Origin of the sequence: Stenotrophomonas sp. Nf1 (genome assembly GCF_003028475.1) — a bacterium.
GTDB lineage: Bacteria > Pseudomonadota > Gammaproteobacteria > Xanthomonadales > Xanthomonadaceae > Stenotrophomonas.
In genome coordinates, this window is the sequence record NZ_PYTV01000001.1 from 333082 (window position 1) to 351447 (window position 18366).

19 protein-coding genes are annotated in these 18366 nt (G+C 67.9%); 14 read left to right on the plus strand and 5 right to left on the minus strand.

The genetic code is table 11. From position 1 onward, the window contains the following. Positions 1-86 precede the first annotated feature (86 nt). From C9412_RS01625 to C9412_RS01640, 4 genes are read right to left on the minus strand one after another with little or no spacing between them, the layout of a single operon-like run. Positions 87-614, minus strand: a complete 528-nt coding sequence (locus tag C9412_RS01625) for a Slp family lipoprotein (RefSeq protein ID WP_008265847.1) — start codon at positions 612-614, stop codon at positions 87-89. Further along, positions 611-2560: a DUF3488 and transglutaminase-like domain-containing protein gene (locus tag C9412_RS01630; RefSeq protein WP_107230022.1), complete on the minus strand. Its 1950-nt coding sequence runs from the start codon at positions 2558-2560 to the stop codon at positions 611-613. The genes C9412_RS01625 and C9412_RS01630 overlap by 4 nt, the downstream gene beginning before the upstream one ends. After that, positions 2553-3497, minus strand: a complete 945-nt coding sequence (locus C9412_RS01635; RefSeq protein ID WP_107230023.1) for a DUF58 domain-containing protein — start codon at positions 3495-3497, stop codon at positions 2553-2555. Before C9412_RS01635 ends, C9412_RS01630 begins: the two co-directional genes overlap by 8 nt. A gap of 2 nt (positions 3498-3499) precedes the next feature. After that, the gene (locus tag C9412_RS01640; RefSeq protein ID WP_107230415.1) at positions 3500-4453 is read right to left on the minus strand and encodes an AAA family ATPase; all 954 of its coding nucleotides are present in this window, start codon (positions 4451-4453) and stop codon (positions 3500-3502) included. Positions 4454-4494: 41 nt separating this feature from the next. On the opposite strand from C9412_RS01640, the gene C9412_RS01645 reads away from it, so the two are divergent. Beyond that, the gene (locus C9412_RS01645; protein WP_107230024.1) at positions 4495-6330 is read left to right on the plus strand and encodes a glycosyltransferase family 39 protein; all 1836 of its coding nucleotides are present in this window, start codon (positions 4495-4497) and stop codon (positions 6328-6330) included. Between the two features lie 86 nt (positions 6331-6416). On the opposite strand, the gene C9412_RS01650 is transcribed toward C9412_RS01645, so the two are convergent. After that, positions 6417-6986: a Maf family nucleotide pyrophosphatase gene (locus C9412_RS01650; protein ID WP_107230025.1), complete on the minus strand. Its 570-nt coding sequence runs from the start codon at positions 6984-6986 to the stop codon at positions 6417-6419. A 114-nt stretch (positions 6987-7100) separates the two neighbouring features. On the opposite strand from C9412_RS01650, the gene C9412_RS01655 reads away from it, so the two are divergent. From C9412_RS01655 to C9412_RS01715, 13 genes are all read left to right on the plus strand, one after another. Then, positions 7101-7610: a YceD family protein gene (locus C9412_RS01655; protein ID WP_107230026.1), complete on the plus strand. Its 510-nt coding sequence runs from the start codon at positions 7101-7103 to the stop codon at positions 7608-7610. Between the two features lie 107 nt (positions 7611-7717). Beyond that, positions 7718-7912 (plus strand): 50S ribosomal protein L32, encoded by a 195-nt coding sequence (gene rpmF, locus C9412_RS01660; protein WP_005408308.1) that lies wholly within the window; start codon positions 7718-7720, stop codon positions 7910-7912. A 91-nt stretch (positions 7913-8003) separates the two neighbouring features. Continuing rightward, the gene (locus C9412_RS01665; RefSeq protein WP_107230027.1) at positions 8004-8981 is read left to right on the plus strand and encodes a beta-ketoacyl-ACP synthase III; all 978 of its coding nucleotides are present in this window, start codon (positions 8004-8006) and stop codon (positions 8979-8981) included. A gap of 75 nt (positions 8982-9056) precedes the next feature. After that, the gene (locus C9412_RS01670) at positions 9057-9839 is read left to right on the plus strand and encodes a serine/threonine protein phosphatase (RefSeq protein WP_107230028.1); all 783 of its coding nucleotides are present in this window, start codon (positions 9057-9059) and stop codon (positions 9837-9839) included. A gap of 160 nt (positions 9840-9999) precedes the next feature. Further along, complete coding sequence (gene fabD, locus C9412_RS01675) at positions 10000-10944, plus strand: ACP S-malonyltransferase (RefSeq protein ID WP_107230416.1); 945 nt, start codon at positions 10000-10002, stop codon at positions 10942-10944. Positions 10945-11026: 82 nt separating this feature from the next. Continuing rightward, complete coding sequence (fabG, locus tag C9412_RS01680) at positions 11027-11770, plus strand: 3-oxoacyl-ACP reductase FabG (RefSeq protein WP_107230029.1); 744 nt, start codon at positions 11027-11029, stop codon at positions 11768-11770. 152 nt (positions 11771-11922) lie between these two features. Continuing rightward, the gene (acpP, locus tag C9412_RS01685) at positions 11923-12162 is read left to right on the plus strand and encodes an acyl carrier protein (protein ID WP_005415509.1); all 240 of its coding nucleotides are present in this window, start codon (positions 11923-11925) and stop codon (positions 12160-12162) included. Between the two features lie 142 nt (positions 12163-12304). After that, on the plus strand, positions 12305-13567 hold the full coding sequence (gene fabF / locus C9412_RS01690; protein ID WP_107230030.1) for a beta-ketoacyl-ACP synthase II: 1263 nt from the start codon (positions 12305-12307) through the stop codon (positions 13565-13567). Positions 13568-13759: 192 nt separating this feature from the next. Beyond that, positions 13760-15124 carry an aminodeoxychorismate synthase component I gene (locus C9412_RS01695; RefSeq protein ID WP_107230031.1) on the plus strand — a complete coding sequence of 455 codons (1365 nt, stop codon included), beginning with the start codon at positions 13760-13762 and terminating at the stop codon, positions 15122-15124. A gap of 190 nt (positions 15125-15314) precedes the next feature. Next, positions 15315-16376, plus strand: a complete 1062-nt coding sequence (mltG, locus tag C9412_RS01700) for an endolytic transglycosylase MltG (RefSeq protein ID WP_107230032.1) — start codon at positions 15315-15317, stop codon at positions 16374-16376. Beyond that, entirely contained in the window at positions 16373-17038 is a 666-nt protein-coding gene (tmk, locus tag C9412_RS01705) for a dTMP kinase (protein ID WP_049400648.1), read from the plus strand. Before mltG ends, tmk begins: the two co-directional genes overlap by 4 nt. Next, on the plus strand, positions 17035-17991 hold the full coding sequence (locus C9412_RS01710) for a DNA polymerase III subunit delta' (RefSeq protein WP_107230033.1): 957 nt from the start codon (positions 17035-17037) through the stop codon (positions 17989-17991). The genes tmk and C9412_RS01710 overlap by 4 nt, the downstream gene beginning before the upstream one ends. Continuing rightward, positions 17988-18341: a PilZ domain-containing protein gene (locus C9412_RS01715; RefSeq protein WP_004146965.1), complete on the plus strand. Its 354-nt coding sequence runs from the start codon at positions 17988-17990 to the stop codon at positions 18339-18341. The genes C9412_RS01710 and C9412_RS01715 overlap by 4 nt, the downstream gene beginning before the upstream one ends. The last annotated feature ends 25 nt before the right edge of the window (positions 18342-18366 follow it).

Consider the following 18366-nt stretch of genomic DNA (forward strand, 5'->3'; position numbering starts at 1 on the left):
ATCCGTCCAGTAGATCCACGCCATGCGCGGATGAAAAAAAAGGCCGCCCGAAGGCGGCCTTTTCCGTCAAGCGTGGCGCGTGGCGATCACCACCAGCCCCAACGGCCGTAGCCGCCCCAGTACGGGCCATACGGGCCCGGGCCCCACGGGCCGTAGGGGTAGGGCACCACATCGACCTGGCGCTGTTCCGGCCACAGGTAGATCACATCGGCCGAGAGCTTCGGCAGGCGATAGTCGTAGTCGCCGATGCGGGTGTTCTGGTAGCCATCGATCTTGCCGATGAAGGTCACGTCACGACCTGCCTCGAACACGGCCGGGTCGTAGAAGCCGGCGCGGCAGGCAATGAAGCGGCCATCGCTGGCATCGGAGGAGGTGGTGTTCGGGCGGCCGCTGGCGTTGAGCGGGCGCGAGATCATCTGGAAGCAGGTCTCGCCCTGGCCGGGCTTGGTTTCAATGATGCGGCCACCCCACCGGACCGGCGTGCCGACCTGCTGGGTAGCGACCGAGTCGCGGGGGGAAACCAGGCTGAACTGTCCCTGCAGCGGCTTGGGGGCCGTGGCGCAGGCCGACAGGGCCAGCGTGGCCACAGCGGTGAGAAGGAACTTGGTGTTCATGGGGAGGCTCCGGAAGTCGGGCGATGCCTGCGCAGGTCCCGCAATAATGAAGCGAGGTCGGTGCAAGTTCCAGCGTAACGCGCGTCAGCGAAACGCTGGCTGAGTGCGAGCAGGGCCGGATCGGGCCGCGCGGCATGCACCCGCTGCGCCCAGTCGTGCGCGGTTTCGTGCGGCTCCCGGGCCAGCCCGAAGCGGGCGTAGCGACGGCCCAGACGGTGCCAGGCGCGCAGCAGCGGGTCGCGCTCGCGTTCGCCCCGGGCCAGCAGCCAGGCCATCCAGGCCAGCGCCATCAACGCGGCGATCACAAAGCCGGCCAGCAGCTGGGCAGGCGCCAGATCGTCCAGGCCCAAAGGCTTGAGCAGTTGCTGCTGGCGCTGGGCGTCGAAGGACAGCACCAGGTCGTTCCAGCCGCGGCGCAGCCAGTCGCCCACCTGGCCCAGTTGCAGCCAGCGCTGCTGCAGCGGGGTATCGGCGGCGGCCAGCAGGCGGTCATCGAGCGTATCGAGGATGCGCTCCGGCGCCACCGCAGCGGTCGGGTCGATGCGCACCCAGCCGCGCTGCGGCAGCCACACTTCGGCCCAGGCGTGCGCATCCATCCGGCGCACCACCCAGTAGTCGCCGATCGGGTTGCGGGTGCCACCGGCAAAGCCGGTCACCACGCGCGCGGGAATGCCGGCATTGCGCATCAGCACCACGAAAGAGGAGCTGAAGTGTTCACAGAAGCCGGCCTTCTGATCGAACAGGAACTCGTCCACCGGGTCGCGGCCGGCCGGCGGCGTATCCAGCGTGTAGGAGAAGTCGGTGCTGATCCATTGCAGTGCGCGGCGCACGAGAGCTTCATCGTCGGCGCCGGCCTGCTGCCGCCACTGCCGGGCCAAGCTCGCCGTGCGCGGGTTGAAGCCGGCAGGCAGCTGCAGGGTGGCGCGGCGCAGGTAGGGCGACAGGCTGGTGTCGAAGCGCTGCACCGGCGCCGAGTGCAGGCGCCAGCGGCTGAGCGAGGTGAGCGGGCGTTCGCTGCCCAGGCTCATGTCGGCATCGAGCTGGCTGCCGGCCGGCGCCTGGCTGGGCAGGTCCAGCGCCACCAGCTGGCGGCGGTCGGTCGGCTCGTAGTCGATCTGGTAGTCCCATCCGCTGGCCGCGGCCTCCACCTGCGGCGCCGGCCGTCGCGCGCTGGCACGGTCCCGGGTCCAGCGCCGGCCATCGAAGGCGGTCAGCACCGGGCCACGCCAATAACGCTGTGCCGGTTCGGGCGTCGCGCCGAAGAACTGCACGCGCAGTGCCGGTGTGTCATCGGACATCAGGTCCAGCCACTGGCCCGGCTCCATGCTGTCGGACAGCCCCGGTGTCCCCACCGCGCGCTCGGGCACGCCCCAGAGCGGGGTGGCCAGCCGCGGGAACAGCCAGAAGCAGGCCAGTGCCAGCGGCAGGCCGATCGCCAGCAGGCGGCCGACACCCCGCAGTTGGCCACGCAGCGGCAGGCGGCCGGCGTGGCCCTCATCCTGTGCAAGTCGTTGCAGTGCCAGCAGCGCGCTGACCCCGGCCAGCGCGGCCAGGGTGGTCGTCAGCGGCCCCTGGTCGAGCAGGAATGCGGCAAAGGGCGAGAACAGGGCGAATCCGAGCAGGCTGCGGGCATCGCGCAGGCTGCGCAGTTCACTGGATTTGATGGCCAGCATCGCCGCCAGCAGCGCACAGCCGGTATCGCGTCCGGGTCGCACCAGGCCCATCTGCCACACGATCGCCGCAAGCATGCCCAGCACCAGCAGCAGGCGCAGCGGCATCGGCAGCACGCGCCGCCACGACAGCGCGGCGGTCAGCAGGGCGGCCACGGCGATCAACGTCGCCAGTACCGGCGGCAGCTGCAGCAGCAGCGGCAACAGGGCCAGCGCGGCACTGGCCAGGGTTGCGTTGCGCGTGGCGCGATCAAGTTCGATGGCGGTGTCAGTCATGGGGCATCAGGGCCAGTGCTCGCAGGCACAGCTGATGGTGGCTGGCGCCCTGGCCGGGCCCGAAGGGCGGATGTGCCGGCAGCAGCAGCGTGTAGCGGCGTCCTTCGCGCTCGGCACTGTCGACCCAGCGTGCCAACCGCGCGATGCGTGCTTCGCCGCCCAGTGGCGCCAGCGTGTGCCAGTCCAGCACCACGTCGATGCCGATGGGCTTCTCATACTCACGCACCAGCAGGCTGTCACGCCGCGCCGAGTGCTTCCAGGAAATGCTGCGCGGCGCATCGCCGGTGCGGTAGGCGCGCAGCTGGTGCAGTTCTTCACCGCTGGCGTGGGCGCGGGTGTGCAGCGGGTCGTTGCCACTTTCGGGTAGCGCCGGTGCCATCGCTTCGGCCAGCGGATGGACCAGCAGCGGTTGTTCCGGCCACACCCACGACCACGCCCGCACCAGCCCCAGCGGCTGGGTGGTGGACAGGCGGATGCGCGGCAGTTCCAGCCAGCCGCGTCGCTCGCTGCGGACATCCAGTTCCACCTCGCAGCGGCCGTGCGCCGGCAGCGATGCCCAGGCCTGGCTGTCGCCCAGTTGCAGATGCAGCCCATGCCGTGGGCGCGGATCACGCAGCGACAGGTCCACCCGCAGGCGCAACGGCTGGCCGGCCGGCACCGGTTCGGCGGCGATCGCATCGACCTGCACACCGGACAGCTGCAGGTGCGCGGCGATGGCGCTGGCGATGGCCGCAGCGGCCAACAACAGCGCCAGCAACAGGGCCGGGTTGTTGTTGTAGTTCAATGCGCCCAGCAGCATCGCCGCCAACACGCCGGCGACGAACAGGCCGAAGCGGGTGGGCAGTACATAGATGCGGTGGCGGTCCAGCCGCTGCGGCAGGGCTTCGGGACTGCGTGGGCGGGCCAGCAGCTGGAGGCGTGCCCAACGCGAGGCCATGTTCAATCCACCGCGACGGTCTGCAGGATCGCCCGCGCCATGGCCGGTCCCGAACTGGATTCGGCCTCGGCAACCAGCCGATGCCCGGCCACCGCCACGAACAGGGTCTGCACATCCTCGGGGACCACGTGGTTGCGGCCGAGCAGCAGCGCGTGCGCCCGCGCCGCGCGCAGCAGCGCCAGGCCGGCGCGCGGCGACAGGCCCACGCGTACGCCGGCGTGCTGGCGGCTGCGGGTCAGCAGTGCCTGCACGTAGTCGATCAGCGCGTCGCTGGCATGCACCTGGCCGACCGCCTCGCGCAGCGCACGCACCTGACGGTCATCCAGCTTCGGCACCGCACGCGCGATCAGGTCGCGACGATCGGTACCCCGCAGCAGTTCGCGTTCGGCCTGTGCGCTGGGATAGCCCATCGCCAGGCGCAGCAGGAAACGGTCCAGCTGCGAGTCCGGCAACGGGAACGTGCCGGACAGATCAACCGGGTTCTGGGTGGCGATCACGAAGAACGGATCGGGCAGCGAATGGGTCTGTCCGTCCAGCGTGACCTGCTGTTCGGCCATGGCCTCCAGCAGGGCGCTCTGAGTGCGTGGCGGAGCGCGGTTGATCTCGTCGGCCAGCAGCACATGGGTGAACACCGGGCCGGGATGAAACTGGAACTGGCGACTGCCGGCCTCGTACACCGATACGCCAAGCACATCGGCCGGCAGCAGATCGGAGGTGAACTGCACACGCTGGAAGCCCAGGCCCAGGCTGCTGGCCAGCGCGTGCGCCAGTGTGGTCTTGCCCAGACCAGGCAGATCCTCGATGAGCAGGTGGCCGCCGGAGAGCAGGGCGACAAAGGCCAGCCTGACTTCCGGCACCTTGCCCAGCACCAGTGCGTTCACCTGATCCTGTGCCTCCCGCAGGGCCTGGCGCAGTTGATCGGTTAGCATGCTGGGATTGGGGGACGAAGCTGGCATGATCGTCTCACGTCTGGAATCCATCGATTATCCATAGAGCAATGCAAGGCGAACAGCGCGCACGAACGATATTTCTCTGGTTATGGACGCTGGTCACAGCGGCCAAGCTGGTGGTGGCTGCGCGCCTGCCGCTTTTTGTCGATGAAGCGTTCTATTGGCAGGAAGGCCAGCACCTGGCCGCCGCCTATTCCGATCTGCCCGGGTTGACCGCATGGCTGGCGCGGCTGGGCGTGGAGATCGGTGGCGGGCACGTGCTCGGGTTGCGGCTTCCGTTCCTGGCCATCGGCGCGCTGCTGCCGCTGCTGGTGGTACGCATTGCCACGCGCTGGTTCGGCAACGTCGCCGGCTGGCAGGCCGGCAGCCTGACCTTGTTGATGCCGCTGTCGGCCACGCTGGGCCTGCTGGCGGTGCCGGATGTGCCGATGGCGCTGGCGGCGGTGATCTGCCTGAGTGCCGGCGCACGCCTGCTGCACAACGTGGATGCGTCCTCGGCGATGAAGCTGGCACTGGGCCTGCTGATCGGTGCGCTCAGCCACTACCGTTTCATCGGTGTCATCGGCGTTGGCTTCATCGCCTTGCTGGCGCTGCCGCAGGGCCGGCGCATGCTGGCCGACCCGCGCGTCTGGGTGGCGCTGGCGGTGGGCGTGCTGGCGTGGCTGCCGCTGCTGGCGTGGAATGCGGACAACCACGATGCCGGCCTGAAGTTCCAGGTGGTCGAGCGCCATCCCTGGGCTTTCGAGTGGAACGGGCTGTGGTTCCTGGTGATCCAGCCGATGCTGGTGACGCCGATCCTGTGCATCGCGATGTGGAAGGTGGCGCTGGCCGGTACCCGCAGCGGTGGCGGCGCACGAGTGCAGTGGCGTTACTTCGGCCTGGTCGGCGGCGTGTCGACGCTGGGCATCTTCGTGCTCGGCTTCTTCACCGATGTCGAACGGATCAGCTTCCACTGGCCGCTGCCGGGCTACCTGGCACTGCTGGTGGCGGTGCCGGTGGTGCTCAACGGCTGGCCGCGCTGGTTGCGCCGCGCCGGGTGGTGGCTGGCAGCGGCCGGCGCGGTGCTGGCCTTCGGCTACTACCTGATGGCGTCGACCCCGGCGCTGCGCGAGCAGCTGGCCGGCAGCAAGTATTACCCGCGCAACTTCGCCGGTTGGCAGCCGCTGGCCGTGGCGGTGCGCGACGAACTGCGGCAGATGCCGCAGGGCACGCGCATCCTGGCGGGCAACTTCAAGGTGGGCGCCGAACTGGGCTTCCAGCTGCGTACCGGTGACATCGAGGTGCTGCCGCATCCGCTCAACGACAAGCACGGGCGGACCGCGCAGTTGGCGCAGTGGAACCTGCTGCACGATGGCCAGCGTGCTGCACCGATGCTGCTGGTGCTGTCACCCAGCGATCAACGCTATCGCGATCTGCTGGCGCGCTACCACGCCATCTGCGAGCAGGTGGGGCCGTTGCCTGCACCGCGTGTGGTCAGCAGCGATCATGGATTCCAGCGCTTCCTGTTGTTCCGCCTGCCTGCGCAGCGCGCGCCGGGCCCCTGCGTCACCCCGGCCATGGCGTGGCTGGATTCGCCGGCCAACGGCCAGCGGGTGTCCGGCACGCTGGCGATCAAGGGATGGGCGTTCAAGGACGGTGTCGGGCTGGAGCGCGTGGAGATCCTGGTCGATGGCCGCCGCATCGGCGATGCGCGCTATGGACGCGTGTTCGACGTCCGTCACACCTGGCCGGACAGCACCGATCCGCAACATCCGGCGGTGGGTTTCGATTCGGCGCTGGATACCACTACGCTTCAACCCGGCCGGCATTGGCTGGGCCTGCGCCTGCACGGGCGTGATGGCAGCGTTGAAGAATGGCAGGAGCAGCCGTTCGAGGTTCGCTGAGGCGTCCGCTTTTGTAGAGTCGAGCTTGCTCGACTGCGTTTGTTGCAGAGGCCGAAAAAGCAGTCGAGCAAGCTCGACTCTACCGTTCAGGGCACCGCGAACCCGGCCTTGCGCAGCAAGCCGCACAGCGCGATCAGCGGCAGGCCGATCAGCGCGCTCGGGTCGCGGTTGTCGATCGCCTCGAACAGGCTGATGCCCAGACCTTCGCATTTGAAGCTGCCGGCGCAGTCCAGCGGTTGTTCGGCGGCCACGTAGCGGGCGATCTCCGCCTGTTCCAGCGTGCGGAAGCGCACCTCGGTCATGTCGAGCGCGGCCAGGGATTCTCCGTCACGGGTGAGACTGATGGCGGTATGGAAGCGTACCGTCTGCCCGGACATCGCCGCCAGCTGCGCGCAGGCCGCCTCGACCGTCCCAGGCTTGCCCAGCGGCTGTCCGTTCAGGTCCGCCACCTGGTCCGAGCCGATCACCCAGGCGCCGGGATGGCGGGCGGCCACCTCGGCGGCCTTGGCGGCGGCCAGGCGCACGGCCAGGGCCTGCGGGGCCTCGCCGCGCAGCGGAGTCTCGTCCACCTCCGGGCGCGCGCAGTCAAAGGGCAGCCCCAGCCGTTGCAGCAGCTCGCGGCGGTAGCGGGACGTGGAGGCCAGGACCAGTGACATGCGACAATACCGGGGCAGGGCGGGGCAGTCTGGCCCGTCGCTGGTGCCCGCAGCAAGACCCTGTATGGCGGGCATTTGACAGTCGCCGCCCCGATCCTTAGTATTCAGCGGCTTATGTCCGCGAACGTGCCCGAAACGCTGGATGCCTGGCGGATGGTTGTAGCGCGAAGGCGCTTCGACGGCCAGGTCTCCCTGGCTGAATTGACCCGCCTGCAGGGGTTGGTCGCCGATACCGACGGCGAGTGTGTCTACTCGCTTGAATTCGGTCGCGACGACGTCTTGCGGGTATCCTATGTGGAACTGACCATCGATACCGCGCTGCCGCTGATCTGTCAGCGCAGCATGCAGCGATTCCTGTTGCCGGTGAAGGTGACCCAGAGGCTTGGCCTGATCCGCGACGAGGACGAGGAATCGTCCCTGCCGGAGGAATACGAGGCGTTGCTGGTGCCGGAAGATGGCCAGCTGAAGCCGCTGGATCTGGTCGAGGACGAATTGGTGCTGGCGGTGCCGGTGGTACCGCTGTCGCCCGACGGTGAAGCAGTCGACAAGGACTGGGCGCCGAGCGAAGAAGAAACGAAGAAGGCCAACCCGTTTGCGGCGTTGGCGGCATTGAAGAAGCAATAGCAGCCGGTTGTCGTCGGCGGCTGCGGCGAAAGCGAAAAGTGTGCTGGGCGCTGGCGTCCTGTGCGACGAAACGACGAAGCAAAACGAACCGAGTTTGGAGCAATCCCATGGCTGTCCAGAAATCCCGTGTTACCCCGTCCCGTCGCGGCCAGCGCCGTTCGCATGACGCCCTGAGCGCCAAGCAGCTGTCGACCGACCCGACCACCGGCGAAGTGCATCTGCGTCACCACATCACTGCTGACGGTTTCTACCGCGGCAAGAAGGTCATCCAGACCAAGACCTCGGCCGTCGAAGAAGATTGATGTGCCGGGAAGGCCGCTGCCTCCGGGCAGCGGCCTTTGCCTTCTTTCCCGGGCGTGCCGGTGATCGGCGGCCCGCGCAACAGGAAACATGATGAGCAAGCGGATCTACTCGAGGATCGCGGGCACCGGTAGCTATTTGCCGGAAAAAGTCCTGACCAACGCCGACCTGGAAAAAATGGTCGAAACCTCGGATGAGTGGATCCAGTCGCGCACCGGAATTCGTGAACGGCACATCGCGGCCGAAGGCGAAACCACCAGCGATCTCGGCTACCAGGCCGCGCTGCGCGCACTTGAAGCGGCAGGCATCGACGCTTCGCAGCTCGACATGATCGTGGTCGGCACGACCACGCCTGATCTCATTTTCCCCTCCACCGCGTGCCTGATCCAGGCCAAGCTCGGTGTTGCGGGGTGCCCTGCCTTTGACGTCAACGCCGCCTGCTCGGGCTTCGTGTTCGCGTTGGGCGTGGCCGACAAGTTCATCCGTTCCGGCGACTGCAAGCATGTGCTGGTGATCGGCACCGAAACGCTGACCCGCATGGTCGACTGGAACGATCGCACCACCTGTGTGCTGTTCGGCGATGGCGCTGGCGCCGTCGTGCTCAAGGCCGACGAAGAGACCGGCATCCTCAGCACCCACCTGCATGCCGATGGCAGCAAGAAGGAACTGCTGTGGAACCCGGTAGGCGTCTCGACCGGCTTCAAGGGCGGCGCCAATGGTGGTGGCACCATCAACATGAAGGGCAACGACGTGTTCAAGTACGCCGTCAAGGCGCTGGACTCGGTCGTGGACGAAACCCTGGCCGCCAATGGCCTGGACAAATCCGACCTGGATTGGCTGATTCCGCACCAGGCCAACCTGCGCATCATCGAAGCCACGGCCAAGCGCCTGGACATGTCGATGGAGCAGGTGGTGGTGACCGTCGACAAGCACGGCAACACCTCGTCCGGTTCGGTGCCGCTGGCGCTGGACGCCGCGGTGCGCTCGGGCAAGGTCGAGCGTGGCCAGCTGCTGCTGCTGGAAGCCTTCGGAGGCGGCTTCACGTGGGGTTCGGCCCTGCTGCGCTATTGATAGTGCAAGTTACGACAACGTGAAGTCTGTCGTTACGGCCCCTCTGGGGCCGTAACGCGTTTAGGAGGTCCTGTCATGGTTGAGCCCATCGTCATTGAAGGGCAGCGCGCCTGGCTGAAGCAGTACGGCAAGGGAAGCCGCGCACTGGCCCTGGGCCTGCTCAATGTCATCGCCCGCCGCTTTCATCTGGATGCCCTGCGCCCGCCACCGCACCGGGGCGGCGATGCCGCGCGCGAAACCGAGGCCCGTCGCCTGGCTGAACTGCAGGCGCAGGGCGTGAACGTGCCCGGTGTGCTGGGCAGCGGCCATGCCGCGCTGGTGATCGGCGACAACGGCAGCTCGTTCAATACCTGCCTGCGCGAGGCCGACGACGCACAGCGCGACCGCCTGGTGATGGCCGCGATGCAGTCCCTGGCCGAGGCACACGCGCGTGGCGCCTACTTCGGCCAGCCGCTGCCGCGCAATCTCACCTGGGATGGGGAAAAGGTCGGTTTCATCGACTTCGAGGAAGATCCGCTGGAAGTGATGGATCTGGCCGAAGCGCAGGCCCGTGACTGGCTGATGTTCGGCTACGGCGTGGCCAAGTACTACGCCGACCGCCCCGAGCAGCTGCAGGCGATGATGGCCGAGGCGATGGGCGAGGTTCAGGCGCCGGTGCGCGAGCACGTGCACGCCGTCAGTGGCCGCCTGCGCAGCCTGGCCCGGGTCTGCATGAAGCTGGGCCGTTCGGCGCGCGCGCTGGCCCATTCGATCTTCATCACCCATGGCGCCAGTACCGCCGGCGTGCTGATGCTGGTGGGGCTGTGCGTGGACTTCCTCGCCGACGGCGATCTGGACGTGCTGCAGCTGTTCTGCTGATGGCTGACAGGGGTCAGATCCCTTTTCCTGCGGAAAAGGGATCTGACCCCGTTGCGCCTGCCCGGCCGCGCTCCATACGCCTGCATACGCGCACGTACAGACGACACAGCGGATTCGCCCTTATCATGGCCCGCTTCGATTGCAGCAAGCGGATGACCGCGTGACCGTATCCACCCTCGCTTTTGTCTTCCCCGGCCAGGGCTCGCAGTCTGTGGGCATGGTGGCCGAGCTGGCCGAACTGCACCCGCAGGTGCGTGAAGCCTTCACCGAGGCATCCGACGGTGCCGGTGTCGACCTGTGGGCGCTGTCCCAGGGCGGACCGGAGGAAATGCTCAACCGTACCGAATACACCCAGCCGGCCCTGCTGGCCGCGAGCATCGGCGTGTGGCGCGCCTGGAACGCCGTCGGCGGTCCGCGCCCGTCGGTGCTGGCCGGCCACAGCCTGGGCGAGTACACCGCCCTTGTCGCTTCCGGCGCGCTGAGCCTGCATGACGGCGCCCATCTGGTGCGCCTGCGCGGCCAGCTGATGCAGGAAGCCGCGCCGGCCGGTGTCGGCGCCATGGCCGCCGTGCTCGGTGCCGAAGACCAGCTGGTGCTGGACGTCTGTGCCGAAGCCGCAGGCAGCCAGGTGGTGGTGCCGGCCAACTTCAATTCGCCGGGCCAGATCGTGATCGGTGGCGACGCCGAGGCGGTCGACCGCGCGCTGGCGCTGCTGGCCGAAAAGGGCGTGCGCAAGGCGGTCAAGCTGGCCGTCAGCGTGCCCTCGCACACCCCGCTGATGCGCGAAGCCGCCAACCGCCTGGCCGAAGTGATGGCTGGGCTGTCCTGGCAGGCGCCGCAGCTGCCGGTGGTGCAGAACGTCGATGCCAAGGTGCATGACGGCGTTGATGCCATCCGTACCGCGCTGGTGCAGCAGCTGTACCAGCCGGTGCAGTGGACCGGTTGTGTGCAGGCGCTGGCCGCCCGTGGCATCACCCAGGTTGCCGAGTGCGGCCCGGGCAAGGTGCTGACCGGCCTGGTCAAGCGCATCGACAAGGCCATCGACGGCCGTTCGCTGGCCACGCCGGGCGACTTCGAAGCCGCCCGCGAGGCATGGTCGGCCTGACCTTCCCTGTTCCTGCCGACCGTACCGGTGGCCGCTGCACGCGGTGCGGGTACGGCGGCCGCTCCCGCCTGAGGAAAACATCATGAGCAAGCCCCTGCAGGGTGAAATCGCACTGGTCACCGGTGCCAGCCGTGGCATTGGTGCCGCCATCGCCGATCTGCTGGCCGCCCAGGGCGCCACCGTCATCGGCACCGCCACCACCGAATCCGGCGCCGCCGCGATCGGTGAGCGCCTGGCCGCCCACGGCGGTCACGGCCGCGCGCTGAACGTCACCGACGCCGCCGCGCTGGACAGCGTGCTCGATGGCATCGCCAAGGAATTCGGTGCGATCTCGATCCTGGTCAACAATGCCGGCATCACCCGCGACAACCTGCTGATGCGCATGAAGGACGAGGACTGGGCGTCGATCATCGACACCAACCTGACCAGCGTGTTCCGCACCAGCAAGGCGGTCATGCGCGGCATGATGAAGGCGCGCAAGGGCCGCATCATCAACATCGCATCGGTGGTGGGCGTGACCGGCAACGCCGGCCAGGCCAACTACGCCGCGGCCAAGGCCGGCATCATCGGCTTCAGCAAGTCGCTGGCCAAGGAAATCGGTTCGCGCGGTGTCACCGTCAATGTGGTCGCACCGGGCTTCATCGACACCGACATGACCAAGGCGTTGCCGGAAGAGGCGCGTACCGCGCTGATCAACGACATCGCCCTCGAACGCCTGGGTTCGCCCGAAGACATCGCCCATGCGGTGGCCTTCCTGGCCAGCCCGGCTGCCGGTTACATCACCGGCGAAACCCTCCATGTGAACGGTGGCATGTACATGCCGTAAGCAAGGGGCGCAGGGATTGCGCCGCAAGTGGTTGATCTGCTGAGGTTTTTGCTGCGATGCAAGGCCGCGCCGGTTTCCACTACACTATCCCACGGCCATCGCCTTTGATGGCGACCACTTTTGAACCACAACTCCATCTGGAGCGAGATCCCATGAGCACCATCGAAGAACGCGTCAAGAAAATCGTCGTCGAACAGCTTGGCGTCAAGGAAGAAGAAGTCACCAACAGCGCATCGTTCGTCGATGACCTGGGCGCTGACTCGCTGGACACCGTCGAGCTGGTGATGGCCCTGGAAGAAGAATTCGAGTGCGAGATCCCGGACGAAGAAGCCGAGAAGATCAGCACCGTGCAGGCCGCCATCGACTACATCAAGGCCCACGTCAAGGCCTGATGTCAGACGGCAGTGCGCGCGCGGGTCTCCGCTCGCCGCGCACCGCACCCCATGGGGCCGCAGTTGCGGCCCCGTGTGTTTGAGCATCACACCGAAGCAAACCGTGTTACCCGATTGAACCTTCGGGTCAGGAGAATCAGCAATGAAGCGTCGCGTCGTCGTAACCGGCCTGGGTATCGTCTCGCCGTTGGGCAATGATCTGGCCAGCAGCTGGGAAGGCATCACCCACGGTCGTTCGGGCATCGGTCCGCTGACCAACGTTGCCGATGCCTACCTGGACCGGTTCACCACCAAGATTGCAGGTGAGGTCAAGGGTTTTGACATCACCGCCGACAACGAACTGTTCGGCAAGTACCGGGTCAGCGGCAAGGATGCCAAGAAGATGGACCCGTTCATCCATTACGGCCTCGGTGCCTCGTTCATGGCCCTGCACGACTCGGGCCTGGAAATCACCGAAGCCAATGCCGAGCGCATCGGCGCCATCGTCGGCGCCGGCATCGGCGGCCTGCTCGGTATCGAAGAGCAGACCATCGAGTTCCACGAGGGCAAGAAGATCTCGCCCTTCTACGTGCCCAAGACCATCATCAACATGCTGCCGGGCCAGCTGAGCATCATCAGCGGCCTGAAGGGCCCGTCGTTCTCGGCGGTGTCGGCGTGCGCGACCTCGAACCATTCGATCGGTACCGCGATGCGCATGATCCAGTACGGCGATGCCGACGTGATGGTGGTCGGTGGTGCCGAGCGTGGCTCCTCGCCGACTGCACTGGGCGGCTTCTGCGCGATGAAGGCGATGAGCACCCGCAACGACGCTCCGGAACAGGCCTCGCGCCCGTGGGACAAGGACCGTGACGGCTTCGTGCTGGGCGACGGCGCCGGCATCCTGATCCTGGAAGAGTACGAGCACGCCAAGGCCCGTGGCGCGAAGATCTATTGTGAGCTCGCCGGTTTCGGCGCCAGCTCCGACGCGTACCACATGACCGCCCCGAGCGAGAACGGCGAAGGCGCCGCGCGCTGCATGGTGATGGCGATGAAGGACGCCGGCGTGACCCCGGAACAGGTCGGTTACCTCAACGCGCACGGCACCTCCACGCCGCTGGGCGACCTCGGCGAAACGATGGCGATGAAGACCGCCTTTGGCGACCACGCCTACAAGATGATGGTCAGCTCCACCAAGTCGATGACCGGCCACCTGCTCGGCGCGGCCGGCGGCGTGGAAGCGATCTTCTCGGTGATGGCGCTGCAGGACAACGTCATTCCGCCGACCATCAATCTGCAGCAGCCGGGCGAAGGCTGTGACCTGGACTACGTGCCCAACGAAGCACGCCAGGCCAAGGTGGACGTGGTGATGTCCAATGGCTTCGGCTTCGGCGGCACCAACGGCACGCTGATCTTCAAGCGCGTCTGACCGGTGCGGTAGGTTGTAGAGTCGACTGTTAGTCGACTGCTCTTCGCGGGAAGCCAAATTCCCGCGCTGCGCGCGATAGTCGACTAACAGTCGACTCTACCGTTCGGCGTCCGGAGAATCGGATCAACGCCGTGCACCACGGAGGCCGCCGCAAGGCGGCTTCCGTGCATCTGAACCCCCGAACTGGCCGCCATGACCCACGCACCGCTGATCCACCCGCTGCCGCACCCGATCGACCTGCTGGCCCTGCAGCAGCACGACCCGGCGCGTTTCCCGCTGCTGATGGAATCCACCGCCTCGGGCACCGCCCAGGGGCGCTGGAGCCTGCTGCTGGCCGCGCAGGGCGATGGCCTGCGGCTGGACGCCGATGGCCAGGTGCGCGACCTGCACGACGTAGTGCAGCCCGGCACGTTCCTGCAGGCGCTGGACCGTGCCTGGCAGCATGAGCGCCTGCCGCATGATGGCAGCCACAGCCTGCCGTTCCGTGGCGGCTGGGCGCTGATGCTGGATTATGAAGTGGCCAGCCAGATCGAACCGGTGCTGCCGGCCCGTGCACGGGACGACGGCCGCCCGACTGCGCTGGCGCTGCGCTGCCCGGCCGCCGTGCTGCATGACCATCACAACGACGCCAGCTTCGTCATCGCCGAAGCGGGCGAACAGGCGCTGCTGGACGCGCTGGTGGCGCTGGCCGCGCAGGCACTGCCGGATGCAGGGCAGGGCTGGCAGCCGCCGCAGGCGGTCGGCGAAGACGCGCCGCAGCGCTTCACCGATGGCGTGCGCCGGGTGATCGACTACCTGCGCGCCGGCGACGTGTTCCAGGTGAACCTGTCGCGGCGCTGGAGCGCGCAGTTCGCCGCGCCGGTCAGCCCGCAGGCGCTGTATGCGCAGCTGCGCCGCGCCAACCCGGCGCCGTTCGCCGGCCTGTTCAGCGCACACGGCCGTCACGTGGTCAGCTCCTCGCCGGAGCGGCTGGTCTCCGTGCATGCCGGGCATGCGCAGACCCGGCCGATTGCCGGCACGCGGCCGCGCTTCGAGGGCGATGATGATGCCGCGCGCATCCAGGAGCTGGTCGGCCACCCCAAGGAGCGTGCCGAGCACGTGATGCTGATCGACCTGGAGCGCAATGATCTGGGCCGCATCTGCCAGCCCGGCACCGTGGTGGTCGATGAGCTGATGACCGTGGAGAGCTACGCGCATGTGCACCACATCGTCAGCAACGTCAGCGGCCACCTGCGCCCGGAAGTCACTCCCGGCGAGGTGATCGCCGCTACGTTCCCGGGCGGCACCATCACCGGCTGCCCGAAGGTGCGCTGCATGCAGATCATCAGCGAGCTGGAACAGGTGCCGCGCGGGGCCTACACCGGTGCGTTCGGCTGGCTGAACCGCGATGGCGACCTGGACCTGAACATCCTGATCCGCACTGCCGAAGTGGACGGCCATGAGGTGAGCTTCCGCACCGGTGCCGGCATCGTGGTGGATTCGGACCCGGACAAGGAACTGGACGAGACCCGCGCCAAGGCCCGCGGCCTGCTGCGCGCGCTGGGCCAGCAAGGCTGATTCGGCCGGGGTCGGATTCCCCGCGCGCCGCGCGAGGGCTCTGACCCCGGCGGTCATGTTGGTGGGTGCCGGTGGGTGTCATTGTTGTGGTGGGTGCCGACCGTTGGTCGGCACGGGCACAGGCCCCGGTCATGACCCCACACCACCGGCACGGTATCCTGCACGACGGAATCGAGTTCAGAGGTAGTCCATGGCGGGAGCCAAGCGCGGGTGTCTGTTCGTGGTAACGCTGGTGGTGGTGCTGGCCGCCGTCGTGGCCGGTGCGGGCGCGTGGTTCTTCTACCAGCAGACCCGCTTCGCCGATGCTCCGATCACGCCCTCCGCCGAGAGCGTGGTCATCGCCAGCGGCGATGGCATGAACAGCGTGCTGCGCAAGCTGCGCGAGGCCGGCGTGGATGAAGGCCAGGACACCCAGTGGCAGCTGCTGGCGCGCCAGCTCGATGCGGCCGGCAAGCTGAAGGTGGGCGAGTACGCACTCAGTGGCGAGCTGACCCCGCGCGAGCTGCTGCTGCGCATGCGCGCCGGCAAGGTGCTGCAGCACCGCCTCACCATCATCGAAGGCTGGAACATCCGCCAGGTGCGTGCCGCGCTCAAGCGCGCCGAACCGCTGCTGCACACCACCGACAGCCTGGATGACGCCGCACTGATGCAGCGCCTCGGTTTCGGCGGCCAGCATCCGGAAGGCCGCTTCCTGCCGGAGACCTACATCTATCAGCGCGGCGACAGCGATCTGGACGTGCTCAAGCGCGCCCATGCCGCGATGGAAAAGGCACTGGACGAAGCCTGGGAAAACCGCGCGCCGGACCTGCCGATCAACACGCCGTATGAACTGCTGACGATGGCCTCGATCATCGAGAAGGAAACCGCGCTGGCCAGCGAGCGCCCGCAGATTGCCGGGGTGTTCATGCGCCGCCTGAAGATCGGCATGCGCCTGCAGACCGACCCGACCGTGATCTACGGCATCGGTGCGGCGTATGACGGCAACATCCGCCGCCGTGACCTGACCACCGATACGCCCTACAACACCTATACCCGTGCCGGCCTGACCCCGACTCCGATTGCCATGCCCAGCCGCGACGCGCTGATGGCGGCCGCACAGCCGGCTGCGGGCGATGCGCTGTACTTCGTCGCCGTCGGCGATGGCAGTGGCGCGCACGTGTTCTCGCCCAGCCTGGACCAGCACAACGCCGCAGTGGCCCGCTACCTGCAGCAGCTGCGCCAGCAACGTACCCAGGAGACCCCGGCGCAATGAGTCCCGCGCTGCTTCGCCACCCGCGTTTCGTCAGCCTGGAAGGCGGCGAGGGCGCGGGCAAGACCACCGCCATCAATGCCATCCGTGACTGCCTGCGCAGCCACGGCCACGAAGTGGTGCTGACCCGCGAGCCCGGCGGCACGCCGCTGGCCGAGCGCATCCGCGGCCTGGTGCTGAAGCCCGATGCCGAGATCGCCGCCGAGCCGCTCAGCGCCGAAGCCGAACTGCTGCTGGTGTTCGCCGCGCGCGCGCAGCATGTGCGCCAGGTGATCCAGCCGGCATTGCAGCGCGGTGCCTATGTGTTGAGTGATCGCTTCACCGATTCCAGCTACGCCTACCAGGGCGGTGGCCGTGGCCTCGACCCGCAGTGGATTGCCGACCTGGAGCGCCGCGCGGTTGGCCTGCTGCCGGGGCTGACCCTGTTGCTGGATGTAGACGTGGCCGTCGGCCGCGCGCGCGCCAACGGGCGCGACCTGTGGCCGGACCGCATCGAAAGCGAACAGGATGATTTCTTCCAGCGCGTGCGCGAAGTGTTCCGCAGCCGCGCGCAGCAGGACCCGCAGCGCTTCGCGCTGATCGACGCCGGCCAGGTGCAGGCCCGCGTGGCCGCCGATGTGGTCGCGCAGGTCGAGCGCTGGCTGCAGGACGGGGAGGGCGCATGAGCACCTTTTCGCCGTGGCAGCAGCGCGCCTTCGACCAGACCGTGGCCGCACTCGATGCCGATCGTCTCGGCCATGGCCTGCTGATCTGCGGCCCGGCCGGGCTGGGCAAGCGCGAGGTGGCGCTGGCGCTGGCCGACCACGTGCTGGCTCGCGGTGATGCCGCGCATGCCACGCGCACGCGCCAGCTGATCGCGGCCGGCACGCATCCGGACCTGCAGCTGGTCAGCTTCATTCCGAACAAGAGCGGCGACAAGCTGCGCACCGAGATCGTGATCGAGCAGGTGCGCGAGATCACCGACAAGCTGGCGCTGACTCCGCAGTACGGCGTGGCACAGGTGGTGATTGTCGACCCGGCCGATGCGATCAACCGTTCGGCCGCCAATGCACTGCTGAAGACCCTGGAAGAACCGCAGCCCGGCCGTTACCTGTGGCTGATCAGCAGCGACCCGGCGCGCCTGCCGCAGACCATCCGCAGCCGCTGCCAGCGCCTGGAGTTCAAGCTGCCGCCGCAGCACGAAGCGCTGGCCTGGCTGCAGCAGCAGGGCCACAGCGAGGCGTCGGCGCGTGAAGCGCTGGAGGCCGCGCGCGGCCATCCCGGCCAGGCCGACAACTGGCTGCGCGAAGACGGCCTGAGCCTGCGCCGCGAGGTCGGTCGCGAGCTGGAACAGCTGGCCGCCGGCAAGACCGGTGCGGTGGAACTGGCGCAGAAGTGGTGCGGCGATGACAACGCGGCGCTGCGCCTGCGCTTTGCCGCCGACCTGGCGCTGGCCCAGGCCAGCACCGATGCCTTGACCACGCCGGAGCGATTGCACAAGCTTGCAGCCTGGTTCGATGCGGCCAACCGCACCCGCGACCTGCTGCGCACCACGGTGCGTGCAGACCTTGCCGTGGTCGAGTTGCTGCTGGCCTGGAACAAGGTGAACGAGCGGCCTGCCGCAAGGGGAAATCGATGAGTGCCAGCAACGCCCGCCAGGGCATCCTGTCCCTGGCTGTGAAGGATAAAGCCGCGCTGTACAGCGCGTACATGCCGTTCGTGAAGAATGGCGGCATCTTCGTGCCCACGCCCAAGCGCTACTTCCTGGGCGACGAGGTGTTCCTGCTGCTGACCCTGCCCGATTCCAGCGAGCGCCTGCCGGTGGCCGGCAAGGTGATCTGGGTGACCCCGGCCGGCGCGCAGGGCAACCGCACCGCCGGCATCGGCGTGCAGCTGGCCGACGGCGCCGAAGGCGAGGGCGTACGCCACAAGATCGAGACCCTGCTGGCCGGCCTGACCAGCTCGGACAAGCCGACCCATACGATGTGATTCCGGTAGCGCCGGGCCATGCCCG